General features: G+C 30.5%; 11 protein-coding genes and 1 other RNA gene. 10 read left to right on the forward strand and 2 right to left on the reverse strand.

Going from position 1 to position 15,280, the window contains the following annotated elements; genetic code table 11:
* Positions 1 to 202: 202 nt before the first annotated feature.
* Both AACQ14_RS09790 and AACQ14_RS09795 read right to left on the reverse strand, forming a co-directional pair.
* Positions 203 to 889: a response regulator transcription factor gene (locus tag AACQ14_RS09790; protein WP_339363398.1), complete on the reverse strand. Its 687-nt coding sequence runs from the start codon at positions 887 to 889 to the stop codon at positions 203 to 205.
* Between the two features lie 12 nt (positions 890 to 901).
* Positions 902 to 1,393 carry a hypothetical protein gene (locus AACQ14_RS09795; protein ID WP_339363399.1) on the reverse strand — a complete coding sequence of 164 codons (492 nt, stop codon included), beginning with the start codon at positions 1,391 to 1,393 and terminating at the stop codon, positions 902 to 904.
* A gap of 380 nt (positions 1,394 to 1,773) precedes the next feature.
* Between AACQ14_RS09795 and rnpB the strand changes: the two genes are divergently transcribed.
* From rnpB to AACQ14_RS09845, 10 genes are all read left to right on the forward strand, one after another.
* Positions 1,774 to 2,127: RNase P RNA component class A (gene rnpB, locus AACQ14_RS09800), an RNA gene on the forward strand.
* Positions 2,128 to 2,264: 137 nt separating this feature from the next.
* Positions 2,265 to 3,758, forward strand: coding sequence for a polysaccharide deacetylase family protein (locus AACQ14_RS09805; protein ID WP_339363400.1), 1,494 nt, complete (start codon positions 2,265 to 2,267; stop codon positions 3,756 to 3,758).
* A gap of 127 nt (positions 3,759 to 3,885) precedes the next feature.
* Complete coding sequence (locus AACQ14_RS09810; RefSeq protein ID WP_339363401.1) at positions 3,886 to 5,451, forward strand: spore germination protein; 1,566 nt, start codon at positions 3,886 to 3,888, stop codon at positions 5,449 to 5,451.
* A 23-nt stretch (positions 5,452 to 5,474) separates the two neighbouring features.
* Positions 5,475 to 6,572, forward strand: coding sequence for a GerAB/ArcD/ProY family transporter (locus AACQ14_RS09815; protein WP_339363402.1), 1,098 nt, complete (start codon positions 5,475 to 5,477; stop codon positions 6,570 to 6,572).
* On the forward strand, positions 6,562 to 7,737 hold the full coding sequence (locus tag AACQ14_RS09820) for a Ger(x)C family spore germination protein (RefSeq protein WP_339363403.1): 1,176 nt from the start codon (positions 6,562 to 6,564) through the stop codon (positions 7,735 to 7,737). The genes AACQ14_RS09815 and AACQ14_RS09820 overlap by 11 nt, the downstream gene beginning before the upstream one ends.
* A 4-nt stretch (positions 7,738 to 7,741) precedes the next feature.
* Positions 7,742 to 8,842 (forward strand): GerAB/ArcD/ProY family transporter, encoded by a 1,101-nt coding sequence (locus tag AACQ14_RS09825; RefSeq protein WP_339363404.1) that lies wholly within the window; start codon positions 7,742 to 7,744, stop codon positions 8,840 to 8,842.
* A gap of 642 nt (positions 8,843 to 9,484) precedes the next feature.
* Positions 9,485 to 9,790: a hypothetical protein gene (locus AACQ14_RS09830; protein ID WP_339363405.1), complete on the forward strand. Its 306-nt coding sequence runs from the start codon at positions 9,485 to 9,487 to the stop codon at positions 9,788 to 9,790.
* Positions 9,791 to 9,830: 40 nt separating this feature from the next.
* A complete protein-coding gene (locus AACQ14_RS09835) occupies positions 9,831 to 10,325 on the forward strand; it encodes an NADH-quinone oxidoreductase subunit NuoE family protein (protein ID WP_113674666.1) in 495 nt (164 codons plus the stop codon).
* A gap of 17 nt (positions 10,326 to 10,342) precedes the next feature.
* Positions 10,343 to 13,429 carry an NADH-quinone oxidoreductase subunit NuoF gene (nuoF, locus tag AACQ14_RS09840; RefSeq protein WP_339363406.1) on the forward strand — a complete coding sequence of 1,029 codons (3,087 nt, stop codon included), beginning with the start codon at positions 10,343 to 10,345 and terminating at the stop codon, positions 13,427 to 13,429.
* Between the two features lie 11 nt (positions 13,430 to 13,440).
* A complete protein-coding gene (locus AACQ14_RS09845) occupies positions 13,441 to 15,213 on the forward strand; it encodes an NADH-dependent [FeFe] hydrogenase, group A6 (RefSeq protein ID WP_339363407.1) in 1,773 nt (590 codons plus the stop codon).
* Positions 15,214 to 15,280 lie beyond the last annotated feature (67 nt).

Consider the following 15,280-nt stretch of genomic DNA (forward strand, 5'->3'; position numbering starts at 1 on the left):
ATATAGATATCCACTAATCACAATTAGTAACGTAAAAATACAACTAATTAAATACAACATAATATAATTAAACGTTATTTTCCTTTTAATAGAGAACTTAACTTTTCTAATATTATTATTAAATATATTGTTTATAAATTTCAATATAGTATAAGGTAGAATTAATATATTAATCAGCAGTTTTTTTAAGAAAACTAGAAATTTATTCATCATCTTTTATTAAATATCCTACCCCTCTTACCGTATGAATCATGTCCATACTATATTTTTGGTCAATCTTACCCCTAAGATATCGTATATATACGTCAATAATATTCGTATCACCATAGTATTCAAAACCCCAAACTTTTTCTAAAATATTTTCTCTGCTAAGAACTATGTTACGGTTTTCTAATAGATAGACAAGTAGTTCAAATTCTTTTTTAGTCAGAATAACTTCATCATCATTTACTTTAACTTGACGTTGTCTTTTATTAAGAGTCAGATTCTTGAATATTAATACTGAATCATCTGTCATCTTATTGATTACTTTTCTTTTAAGTGCTACACGCATTCGTGCTAAAAGTTCTTCAATAGCAAATGGTTTTGTTATATAATCATCAGCACCCATATCAAGTCCCATTACTTTATCAGAAACATCATCTTTAGCTGTAAGCATAATTATAGGGACGTTAGAGGTTTGTCTTATTCTTCTGCAAACTTCTATTCCGCTTAATACTGGTAACATCAGATCAAGTATAATTAGATCAATGTCGGATTTTAAACCTTTATCAAGACCTTCTCTTCCGTTACATGCTATATCTACTTCATAACCTTCGTATTTTAATTCAAGTTCGAGAAATCTAGCTATCTTAGATTCATCTTCAACTATTAAGATCTTATTAGCCATTTATACCACCTCTTAATTTTCTATATTTACTTCGTTATAATCATCATCTTCAGTTACCTCTAATGTAGAGATTATATCGTCTGTTTCTTTTGGAGTATTAGTTGGTTTTATTAAATTATCAGCTTGCGAGTATTCATTTTTCTTTTGAATGACAACTTTACAATCTGTTAAAATAATAATTAATAATACAAATAAAAAGTCAACTAAAGTTAGATAAATATATCTCATGCGAAAAAAGAATAAAACAAATAATATCAATACAACAGGCAAATTAATCAAAGTTTCATTTTTTCTAGTAATAATTAATTTATATTTAAAAATATCTAGGATAATATCTTTTATCTTACTGGTTGTTCTTCGACAAAATGAGTTTTTCTTCTTATTCAAATATTTCAAAGCCTTGTTCAAATCACCCTTAGATTTTATAAGAGCTTTTTCTGCGTCAGCATAACTTATATTCATCTTTTTTAGAATATATTCAATATCATTATCTCTAATAACCATGCTATACCTCCTTTTTTATACTTTAGGAAAGTTCTATTTTCAGCATAGGAATATCTTCGCTTTTCCTTTTATCAGGAAAAATAGATTTCCTTAAATTGACATGATATTTGATTTTAATAATATTATAAAAAATTATTATTATTATTAGTTTAACATGTAATTAAAATTTAATTAATTTTAATTGGTATTAAATACTATACATATTATAAATCAATTAAAGAGAAAATGAAACCTGTTTAACGTTTATTTTTTCGATAAAACTCGTATAGATAGTTATTAACAACATATTACGAAAAAATTAAGCATTTATGTAATTAAATATATTTATAAAAAATGCCATTTGACAAACAAAATGGATAAGGATATAATAACTTACTGAGTGAGTAAGCCAAATGGTCGCGCATACTAATGCCGAAAGGCTGTATGTGAGGAAAGTCCGAGCTCCATAGGGTAGGATGCCAGATAACGTCTGGTGGAGGCGACTCCAAGGATAGTGCAACAGAAATAAACCGCCAATTTTTACTTGGTAAGGATGGAAAGGTAAGGTAAGAGCTTACCGCCCTTTTGGCGACAAAAGGGGCATATGTAAACCCCATCTGGAGCAAAACCGCATAGAAGAGCATATAGTGGTGACCCGTCACGCTCTTGGGTAGGTTGCTAGAGCTTACTGGTGACAGTAAGTCGAGATAGATGACCATTCATGACAGAACTCGGCTCATCGGCTTGCTCATACAATTATTAAGGCTTATTGATCTAATCAAGTAAGTCTTTTATAATGAGCTTTAATAAGAATAATTAGTTAATCGGGAGCAATTAGTGTCATCAAGTAATATTTTATAAGGACTTTAATCCTTATTCTGGAGGGAAGTATATGAAGAAACAGTTTTTTTTAGTTAGTTTAGTTATTCTAACTGTGGGTATTAGTGTGTCCTGTAAGAATAATAAAGTAGAAGCAATGAACTATGATGTAGAATACAAGTCGTTAGTTGAAGCATTCAGCAAGGGTGAATCATCCTACAAAGATTGTAATGATTTCTATCAAAATATTAAAGAAGATAAAATAACCGATGCTATAAGTGAATTATCAGATAGGATGAACAGTATTAATGATTCTAAGAATAATTATGCTTTAGGTAAAGAAAAGTATCTACAAGAACAGTGGGTGGAAAGTTACAAATTCTTAAGTAATGTAATTGCAGAAGATGAGGAAAATTATAATGAAGCAGTAGAGAAGAAAAATGAGATTATGAGTACATATATTAATGAAGCTGAAGTATTAGCACTAGGGTATTATTATGATGAAGCTATTGCTAAACTAGAAGAGATTGCACCCTATTCAAAAGATGATTCATCAGTAAATGAAAAATTAAATGAATACAACACAAAAAAAGATGAACTTGTACTGTATGAAGGTGAAGTAAGAAATATATTTTTTCACTCACTGATAGTATTTCCTGAATTAGCATTCGATGGAGATTTTATGCAAAAAGGTTATAATTATTGGATGACGACAGTTTCTGAGTACAAGAAAATGTTAGAACAGATGTATGAAAGAGACTATATATTAATAGATATTAATATGTTATATGAAACAGAATATGCTGATGATAAATCAGTTATCAAGAAAAAAGATTTATATTTGCCAAAAGGGAAAAAACCAATTATTTTATCATTGGATGATTTGAATTATTATAAATACATGGAAAAGGATGGTTTTGCAGATAGACTTGTTTTAGATAAAGATGGTAATGTTGCAACTTTCACTAAGTTACCAGATGGAGGAGAACTTGTTGCGAGGGATAATGATTGTGTTCCGATAACAGATGTTTTTGTTGAAGAACACCCAGACTTTTCTTATAGAGGTGCAAAAGGAGTTGTAGCTTTTACTGGATATGAAGGTATAATGGGTTACAGGACAGATTTATTTGATTCACCAACTTTTGAAGAAGATTTTAAAACTGCTAAGGCTATTGCAGATAGATTGAAAGAAACTGGTTGGAGAATAGCATCACATAGTTATGGACATATCAATTTTCAAGATAAAGGTATTACTAGGGTTAAAAAAGATACAAAACAATGGAATGATGAGGTTATTCCAATAATAGGAAAGACTAATCTTTTTATTTATCCATATGGAGCATCTGTTAAAAAAGATGATGAGCGCTTTAAAGAACTGCAAAAATATGGGTTTGAAGTATTTTGGGGTGTAGGGGGAAGAGGTGCTACTCTAAGATACGCAGATGATTTTATAATTATGGATAGATGTAATTTAGATGGTTATAAGATGCATTTTGGACCTAAATATTTAGAAGATTTATTTGATATAGATTATGTTTATGATAAAAGCAGACCAAAATTTGAATAAAAGATATATTATGAAGATAAACCTTGAGTTTTTTACTAACTCAAGGTTTTTTTGTGGTTTGATACTTAGAGAATATTTATCATGATTTTCCAAATAATAGGTATATAAAATGATAAGGATGAAAGTTATGAATAAATATATAAAAAAACTAGTCAATAGAAGTGAGAACAAAACTAAATTTAAAAGTAATAGTAATGATAACAGTAATGATACTAAAAAAAAGATATCAACCGATTTACAAAGTAATCTAAAGTATATTAAAAAGCAATTTGGTAATAGCCATGATATTATATATCGCGAATTGAATATAGGTTGTAAAATAACTATTCCAGCTGTAGTTATATCAATTAATGGATTGGTTAATCAACGACTATTAGACTATGATTTGCTTAAAAGAGTAATGCATATAGAGATAAAATTGAAAGAAGATTTTATGGAATATATAGAAAAAAGCGTAATAACTATGGTAGACATCAAAACTATCGATAGTATGAATGATCTTTTTGATGGTATCTTATCTGGTGAATCAGTTATGTTGATTGAAGGATATAATACTGCGTTCAAGATGGATACTAGGGATTGGAAAGATAGAGGAGTAAATCAACCAATAATTGGATCTGTTGTTAGGGGACCAAGGGAAGGATTTACAGAGACTTTATTAACAAATACAGCTCTTATAAGAAGAAGAATTAAGACACCAAGACTAATATTTGATAAAATTAATTGTGGTCAATATACTAAGACAGATATAGTTATTGCCTATATAAAAGGAATTGCAAATGATAAAATAGTTAATGAAGTAAAAAACAGAATTAGTAAAATAGATATAGATGGTATATTGGATTCAGGTTATATAGAGCAATTAATTGAGGATGAACCTTTTAGCTTGTTTCCAACCATTGGAAATACAGAAAAACCAGATCAGGCTGCGGGTAAATTATTAGAAGGCCGAATAGTAATATTAGTGGATGGTTCTCCAATTGTTTTAACATTACCCTTCTTGTTTCTTGAAAATATACAAACAAGTGAAGATTATTATACAAGACCATGGTATGCAACTTTTACTAGATTAATTAGAGTATTATCAATTATTATTGTAGTATTTCTTCCAGGTTTTTATATATCTGCTCAGACATATAATCAGGAAATGCTTCCCACACATCTTTTTATTACAATGGCAGCAACTAAAGAAGGAGTTCCTTTTCCAGCATTTATAGAAATATTAATCATGTCAATTTTGTTTGAAGTATTAAAGGAAGCAGGAGTAAGGATGCCCAGGCATATTGGGCAAGCTTTGAGTATAGTTGGTGCACTTGTTTTGGGTGAGGCAGCAGTGGGAGCAGGATTTGTTAGTAATCCAGCGGTTATGATTACTGCTTTAACAGGCATTGCAACATTTGTAATATACTCTCTTAATGATTCTATAACGATCCTAAGATTTGCATTTATGATATTGGGTGCAGCAGGAGGGCTTTTTGGAATGTTAATAGGTACTATTTTTTTATTACTTCACCTTGTAAGCATAAGATCCTTTGGTGCTCCATATATGTCACCTATGGGACCCAGAAATAACAAAGATATGAAAGATACTTTAATCCGTGAACCATTATGGATGATGAATTCAAGATCAGAAGTTATTAGTAAGAATACCAACAAGTCTTCAACTAATAAACTTATTAATAAAAGCAAATAGAATATTTTAAGGTGGAGAATATAATGATTGAACAAGGGAAAATTTCATATAAGCAACTGATTAGTATTATAGTTTTGACTATATCACCTACAGCTATTTTATATCTTCCTACAATAACTTACAAAGAAGCTAAACAAGATGGTTGGATTAGTATTTTAATAGTAACCATATATGCTTTTTTAGTAGCTTATATTATTATTAGCCTTAATAAGATGTTTGAAGGTAAAACAATCATTCAATATAGTGAAGAAATAGTTGGTAAATATTGTGGTAAGGTGATTAGCTTTTTATATTGTGTTTTATATATTCATCTTAATGCAACAGTTATTAGAGAATTTTCTGAAGTGCTTGCTGGTCCATTTATGCCAGAAACCCCGTTATTATTTTTTACAATAGGTATAATGTTACCATCAATGTATGGAGTCTATAAAGGTATAGAAGTAATAGCTAGAACGGCTCAAATTATTTTTCCAATATTCTTAGGAGCAGTTATAATAATTATTTTATTGGGTATAAGGGATATGAATTTTAGTAGGTTACAACCAATTCTAGCAGAAGGGTATGAACCTGTTTTGAAGGGTGCTTCTAGACAAATAAGCTGGTTTAGTCAGACAATCATATTGACAATTATTACCCCCTTTACTAACCTTCCAAAGAAAATTGGTAAGATGACATATATAGCTATAATAATTGTAAGTATAATGATTATATTAGTTAATATTAGTATTGTGGCTACTTTTGGAGAAGAAGTGGAATTAATGAATTATCCAGTTTTATCATATGCAAGATATATAAGTGCCATAGGATTCATAGAGAGGTTAGATTCAATAATCCTGTTCTTATGGATAGGTGGAGTATTTATTAAAATTGTTATCTTACATTATTGTTCTGTAATAGCAGTAAGCCAATTATTTGAAATTAAAGATTATCGTATTCTTTCTGTCCCTGTAGGGGTAATATTTATTATACTATCTAATATTTTATGGGGAAGTTTAACTGAATTAAAAGAAATTATTAAATTGATAAATGTTCCTTATAATACTATGGTTCAAGCTGGTATTCCTACTATTTTGATTGTTATAGAAAAGATTAAGAGGAGATTCGTTCATAATGAGAAATAAAGTGATTTTAATATTATGTATCATATTACAGATATCGTTATTATCTGGATGTTGGAGTAAAAAAGAATTAGATGAAATTTCTATTTTATCAGGTATTGGTATTGATAATACTGATAATGATCAAATATTATTATCAATGCAGGTTATACTTCACAGAGAAATGAAAATAGATTCTCAATCTGGAAAAAGAGGTAAGGAAAAACCTACTCAAATTGTAGAAGTAATAGGAAATTCTCTTATTGATGCAAATAGAAATTATCTTCTTCAAACAGGTAGAAAAGGGTATTGGTCACATATAAGTGTTATTGTAATTGGTGAAGAATTAGCAAAAAAAGGAATAACACCTATTCTGGATATATTAGAAAGAGATAACGAAATTAGACAGAGAACACTTATTCTGGTTGCAAAAGGTGAGGCAAAGGATATTCTAATGGCTGAGACAATTGATTTGGAAGTTGTACAAGCCTATAATATTAAAGATATGATTGACAGTTCTCATAATCAAGGCAAAAGTGCAAAGGTTGATTTGCATAAATATTTTTTGATGAGGTCTAAAGATTTTAACAGTTGTTTTGTACCGGGTATTCATACTATTAAAACTACTGAAAATATAAGTAGTTTAGAATTAACAGACACAGGTATATTTAAAGAAAACAAACTTGTAGGATGGTTTAACCAGAATGAAACTAGAGGATTGCTCTGGATATTAGATGAAATATATAACTGCATAACTAAAGTCAATTATCCAGGTGAGAAATCTGATTTTGTTATAATAGAAACTTTACGTTCTAGAACAAAAGTAAAACCAGTAATTATCAATAATACTTTGAAAAAAATCGTATTAAATGTATCAGCTCAAGGTAAAATAGCTCGATCAAATGAACATGTGGATCTAAGAAAAACTAAAATAATTAATGAGATAGAAGAAGCTACAGAATCAGTAATTGCTCATAAAATGGAAGACAGTATAAAAAAAGGTAAAGAGTTCAATACTGACATTTTTGGATTTGGAGAAGCTATTTATAAAAAAGCACCTAAATTATGGGAAGAAATGAGAGATAATTGGGATGATATATTTTTATCAATACCTGTTGAAATTAATGTAGATATGGAAATTAAAAGAACAGGTCTTATTTCAAACAGTTCAAAAAGTAAAGGAATGTAGACTAATGTTAGAAGATGGAAAAATATCATATAAATGTGTAGTTGGAATTATATTTATGACTATTGCACCAACAGCAATATTGTATTTACCTACAATAACTTATAAAGAAGCTAGACAAGATGGATGGATTTCAGTACTTATAACTACATTGTTTGGACTATTAGTTGCATATGCAATTATAGATTTGGGAACCATGTATAAAAGTAAAACGATTATTGAATATAGTACAGATATTATTGGTAAAGTTCCTAGCAAAATATTAGGATTTCTTTATTGCTGTTATTTTATATATATTAATGCTTTTATTATAAGAGAATTTGCTGAGCTATTAGCAGGAGCATTTATGATTGAGACACCTATACTTTTCTTTATTATTAGTATTATTTTACCATCAATTTATGGTGTTTATAAAGGATTAGAAGTTATTGTAAGGGTCAACCAGATAATATTCCCCATTTTTATGATATCAATTTTGGCTATTATACTATATTCTTTAAAAGATATGGATTTTACTAATATATTTCCAATTCTAGACAATGGAATTCAGCCTGTTATAATAGGAGGCTATAGAAATCTTTTGTGGTTCACAGAAGTCTTTGTTCTTGCTATATTTATGCCATATATTAATCGACCGGAGAAGGTAAGAAAATTATCATTTATTAGTATATTAATAATTGGTTTACTTGGAGCATTAATTAATTTAAGTATTGTTGCAACTTTTGGAGCAAACACAAAACATTTAACATATCCTTATTTATCATTAGCAAGATATGTTAGTGTAGGGTTTGTTGAAAGATTAGATTCTATTATAATGTTTATGTGGATAGCTGGTGTATATATAAAGATAGTGATATATCATTATTGTGCAACTCTAGCTATAGGTCAATGGTTAAAATTTAAAAAGTTTGAATTATTATCTATACCAATTGGATTATTATTGGTCATTTTATCATATATATTATGGGATAGTTTAGTTAAGTTAAAATATGAAGTGAAGTATATTGTCATTGTTCCCTTTATTATAATGCAAGGTGTTATTCCTGTTTTGCTATTTATATTAACAAAAATCAAAAAAATTTTATTTAAAAAAACTAAAAAAACATAAAATGTATAAATAATATTCGCAATTGAAAAATAATTGCTTGGAAAATTTTATGAATTGTATTATACTATTAGTATCACTATAATTTCATAAGGGGAAAATTGTAAATAATTTTCAATTGCATAGTTATATTACATTGGTACATCACTATGCTAAAGTTAATTAATTTAGTTCTTAATATAATTAGTTTATATGGTCGTATTATCTTAAAACCGTTAGTAGATTAATATAATATATTATATATGTAATTAATAGTTCTTAAAATCTTAGATAAACTTGTATTAACATAATTCTATCTGTATGAATGCGCAAAATCTTCTAAAATTAACTTTAATAATGCTTAAAGTCATTTCACATAATTATTAAACAATAATATTTCTGTTAAAATCCAATTATTATAATTAATTTTTAGTCTATATATAAAGATGAAGTAAAATATTTAATTCTTTTATACTTAAAATCCGTAATATCTACATCTGGCAAGCCTCAAGTGATATTCATAATTATTTGATGATTAGAATACCATTAATATATGAAGCTTTTATTTATTAAGGTATTCATTCATATATAAGCAATTATTTTTCAACTTTATAAGATTCCATAAGGTTTATTTATGATTGCAAAAAAAACTTAGGGGTGTGATTTATGGAGGAAGTAATTAGTTATTTAAAGAAAAAGAGTCAACTAATTTATGACATCAATTGCATCAAAAAATACATTGAAGGAGGGGATTATGATAAGAATCTGAAAGCCACTTGGGAACGTTACAAGAAAGAACTCATTGAAATTAATAAAAAGATTGAAAATTTAAAAATGCCGCAGCTTCAAGAATTTGATAATAGAAAGCAGATTATCATGAGTTCAATTAAAGAGCATGAAGAAAAAATTAGACTATTAAAGAAACAGTTGAAAGATATTGATAAGATAATAATCAAATTGCAAATAGACTAAATACGACTGTTTCAAGTAAACGATAGTAAGGAGAGTAGATATGGATAAGTTAAAAAAATGTCAATGCGAAGATATGAGCGAAGAAGAAAAAATAGCCATGATAGGAGAATTCATTGAAGAATATAAAAACAAAGAAGGATCTTTGATACAAGTCCTGCATATTGCTCAAACAATTTACGGTCATCTACCTATTAACATCCAAAAAATAATTGCAGATGGATTAGACAAGCCTCTATCAGAAGTTTCTGGTGTTGTAAGCTTCTATTCTTTTTTCTCCACTGTCCCAAGAGGAAAATATACTATAAGAGTCTGTCTTGGAACAGCTTGTTATGTTAGAGGTGGTAAGAAAATCCTTGATAAGTTACAAGAAATATTGGGCATTGGTATAGGAGAAACTACAGAAGATAAAAAATTCACTCTTGAAGTAATGAGATGTATAGGAGCTTGTGGCTTAGCTCCAGCAATATCAATTAACGATACTGTGTATAAACAAGTAAATCCAGATAAACTCAGTGAAATACTAGAGAAATATTAGTTGAAGGAGATGAAGTCATGGCAAAGATAATGAATATTAGTGATTTAAAGCGAGTAAAAAATGAATTTGATGAAATGACAAAAAAATATCAATATAATTTACATGTATGTTTTGGCGCTGGATGTATTTCTTCAAATTGTAAAGATGTAAAAGATGCTCTTGTAGAAGCTTTGAAAAAGTATAATTACGAAGATAAGGTATTGATTACTGAGACTGGATGTATAGGAGCCTGCCATCTTGGTCCATCACTTCTTGTAGAGCCTGGAAATATCTACTATATTAAATTACAACCTGAAGAAATGGAAGAAATAGTAATTAAACATATTCTTGGAGGAGAAATAGTAGAAGAAAAGTGTTATTACGATGACATTTCAAAGAAACATATACATAAATTAAATGATATACCTTTTTTTGAAAAGCAAAAAAAGATTGTTCTAAATAATTGTGGACAGATTGATTTCAGTTCAATTGATGAGTACATAGCCAATGATGGTTATTTGGCAATAGGCAGCATATTTGAAAACAAATGTCCAGGGGAAGTTGTTAGAGTTGTTAAGGATTCTGGGCTAAGAGGTAGAGGTGGTGGTGGATTTCCAACTGGACTAAAATGGGAATTCGCTGCAAAGAGTGAGTCAGAACAGAAATATGTTATTTGTAATGCTGATGAAGGTGATCCGGGAGCATTTATGGATAGAAGTCTTCTAGAAGGAGATCCTCATGCTGTAATTGAAGGTATGACTATTGCTGGTTATGCAATAGGTGCTAACAAAGGTTATGTATATGTACGTGCGGAATATCCTTTAGCAGTGGAGAGACTCAATGTTGCCATTGAGAAAGCTAGAGAGTATGGATTGTTATCAGATAATATTATGAATAGCGGTTTTTCTTTTGATATTGAAATCAGAATTGGAGCAGGAGCCTTTGTTTGTGGTGAAGAGACTGCACTTATGAATTCAATAGAAGGGAAAAGAGGAGAACCAAGACAAAAACCACCATTTCCTTCCGATAAAGGTTTATTTGATAAGCCATCAATCATTAATAATGTAGAGACATTCGGGAGTGTACCTTATATCATTCTATATGGTGCCGACTGGTTCAAAACATTTGGAACCGAGAAAAGCAGTGGTACAAAAGTTTTTGCATTAGCCGGTGCTATACATAATACAGGTATTGTTGAAGTCCCTATGGGAGTTACACTCGGGGATATTGTATATGATATAGGCGGTGGTATTAAAAATGGGAAAAAATTTAAGGCAGCTCAGACTGGAGGGCCATCAGGTGGTTGTTTAACTAGTAATTGCCTTAATACACCTATAGATTATGATTCATTGAAGTCAAAAGGAGCTATTATGGGTTCTGGTGGACTTATTGTTATGGATGAAGATAATTGTATGGTTGATGTAGCAAGATTTTTTATGGAATTTGTTCAGGAAGAATCCTGTGGTAAATGTGTTCCTTGTAGACTTGGTACTAAGAGAATGCTGGAAATTCTTGAAAGAATAACTCAGGGTAAAGGTGAGGAAGGCGATATAGAGAAATTAATAGAGCTTGGAGAAACTATTAAGGAAACAGCTCTATGTGGTCTTGGACAAACTGCACCGAATCCTGTTTTAAGTACTATCAAAGAATTTAGAGAGGAATATGAAGAACATATAAGAGATAAAAAATGTCGAGCAGGTGTGTGTACTGATCTTTTTATTTCACCTTGTCAAAATGCTTGTCCTGCAGGAGTTAATGTTCCAGGATACATAAGTCTGATAGGTGCTAATAGGTTAAGGGATGCATATAATCTAATTAGAAAAGATAATCCCTTCCCAGCTGTTTGTGGTAGAGTATGTACCCATCCTTGTGAAAGTAAATGCCGGCGTGAGCAATTAGATGAGGCTCTTGCTATTAGAGATTTGAAAAGGTATATAGCTGATACTATTCTTGAATCTGATGAACCTTTTGATGATTTGAAATTCCCACCAAAGGGTAAATCTATTGGAATTATAGGAGCTGGTCCATCTGGACTTACCTGTGGTTATTATCTTTCAAGACTTGGATATGATGTAACAGTATATGAATCTCATGATACGGCTGGTGGTATTTTAAGATATGGTATTCCAGAATATCGTTTACCAAGAGATATATTACAAAAAGAGATAAAAACTATTGAACAAGCAGGTGTTAAGATAGAGCTTAATACAGAAGTTGGTATAGATGTGGACTTTGAAAGACTCAGAAAAGAGCATGAGGCTGTTTATGTGGCTACTGGTACCCAATATTCCAATAAGATTAATGTAAAAGGCGAAAATCTAAAGGGAGTATATCATGGACTTGATTTCCTAAAAGATGTTAATAAAGGCAAAGACGTCAAGGTTGGAAAAAAAGTTGCAATAATAGGAGGTGGAAACACTGCTATTGATGCAGCAAGAGTAGCCCTTAGATTAGGTGCCAAAGAAATACATATTCTATATAGACGAAATATAGAAGATATGCCAGCAGAAAGAAGAGAAGTAGAAGAAGCTCTCGAAGAAGGAATTATGATTCATACTCTTGTATCTCCTATAGAGATTATTGGAGAAGACCATGTTGAGAAAATCAAATTAGTTAAGCTTTTACAAGGTAATTTTGATGTTACAGGTAGAAGACGGCCTACTGTAATTGAAGGTTCAGCTTTTGAAATGGAGTTTGATATGATTATCCCTGCGGTTAGTCAACATTCAGACCTTCCATTCATAAACAAAGATGAAGTAGAGATGACTAAATGGGGTACATTTGTTGTAGATGATAAGAGTAAGATGACTAATATAGATGGTGTATTTGCCGGTGGTGACGTAGTAAGAGGACCAGATACTGTTATATGGGCTATTACTGATGGTAAAGAAGCTGCAATTTCCATAGATAAATTCTTAGGTGGAGATGGAGTTCTTAATACTGGAAAAGATATAGAAATTCCAAAACCAGAAGCTGATGTAAGGGTATCTGAGCATATGAGATTTGAAATGGATAATGCATCACCAGAAGAGAGAAAAAATAACTTTAAAGAAATATCAAAAGGATTCCATAGACTTAACGCTATAGCTGAATCCATGAGATGTTTAAGATGTGACAAAAGATAGGAGGAGTAGTAATGGTAAGATTAACAATAAATAATAAAGAATTTGAAGTACCTGAAGATATTACAATTTTAGAAGCTGCCAAAATGAATGGTATTCTAATTCCTAATTTTTGTTACCTTGAAGATGTTCACAAGAATGGTTCCTGTAGAATATGTTCCGTTGAAGTAGAAGGAGCAAAAACTCTTCAAGCGGCATGTATGACAAAAGTTACAGATGGTATGGTAATCCATACTAATACAAAGAAGGTTAGACAGGCAAGAAAAATAATATATGAATTAATGCTGTCAGACCATCCAAAAGACTGCCTAAGCTGTGATAGGAACAGAAATTGTGAATTCCAAGAGTTAGGTGAGTTATTAGGTATAACAGATAATAGTTATGAAGGCAAAATGTCAAGATGTTATATAGATGACAATAACCCTTGTATAGTAAGGGACTTATCAAAATGTGTTTTGTGTAGACGGTGTGTAACTATATGTAACGAAGTTCAAGGTGTAGGAATTCTCAATAATCAGAACAGAGGCTTTAGCACATTTGTTGGTCCTACTGAAGGATTGAATCTTGATGATATTAACTGTTCATACTGTGGGCAGTGTACTACAGTTTGTCCAGTAGATGCTCTTAGTGAAAGAGATTCTATCAAAGATGTATGGAAAATGTTAAATGAAGAAGGTAAGAGAGTTATTGTTCAGACAGCACCTGCTGTTAGGGCAGCTCTTGGTGAAGAGTTCGGTTATGAACCTGGTACATTGGTAACGGGGAAAATGGCTTCAGCTCTTCGTGAATTAGGATTTGATGATATATTTGATACTAATTTTGCTGCTGACCTTACTATAATAGAAGAAGGTAATGAATTATTGCAAAGACTGGGCAAATTCGTTAATAGGGAGGAAGTAGCTCTTCCTATGATTACAAGTTGTAGTCCAGGTTGGATTAAATATATTGAAAACAGGTTCCCAGAACAATTAGCTCATCTATCATCTTGTAAATCACCACATATGATGTTAGGAGCTTTAGCAAAGTCATATTATGCTGAAAAGATTAACGTGGATCCAGAAGATATCTATGTTGTATCAATAATGCCTTGCACAGCTAAGAAATATGAGATAACAAGAAAAGAAATGGAGAGAGATGTTGATGCAGTACTAACAACAAGAGAATGTGCAAAAATGATAAAAAGTGCAGGTATAGATTTTGTTAATATTCCCGACGGTAAGTTTGATAGCCCATTTGGTATTTCTACTGGTGCAGCAGATATATTTGGTACTACTGGTGGTGTTATGGAAGCTGCTATAAGAACAGTTTTTGAGATTCTAACAGGTAAGGAATTACCATTTGATAATCTTCATGTAAAAGAAGTAATGGGACTCAAGTCTATAAAAGAAGGAGAATTATACATTGAGAAAGCTACAAAAGAGTATAAGGCATTTGAAGGTCAAACAGTTAAAATAGCGGCAGCAAGTGGACTTACTGCTGCAAGAATTCTTCTTCAGCAGATAAAAGATGGTGTATCACCCTATCATTTCATAGAGATTATGGCTTGTCCCGGAGGATGCCTTAGTGGTGGAGGTCAACCAAGACCAACTACTAAAGATGTTAGAGAAAAAAGGATGGAAGCAATTTATAGAGAAGATGAAGGTAAGGATTTAAGGAAATCTCATGAAAATCCTTTTATAGTTAAGCTTTATGAAGATTTCTTAGGTGAACCACTTGGACATAAATCCCATGAATTATTACATACACATTATGTAAAACGTGGTTTGTATAATGAATTAGTTAAATAAAAGATAAAAAGCTATAAAACGTTCACTATAAAGAAGATAATTCTTCATAACGTTTTATAGCTTTTGT

Origin of the sequence: Vallitalea maricola (assembly GCF_036985595.1) — a bacterium.
GTDB classification, from domain to species: domain Bacteria; phylum Bacillota; class Clostridia; order Lachnospirales; family Vallitaleaceae; genus Vallitalea; species Vallitalea maricola.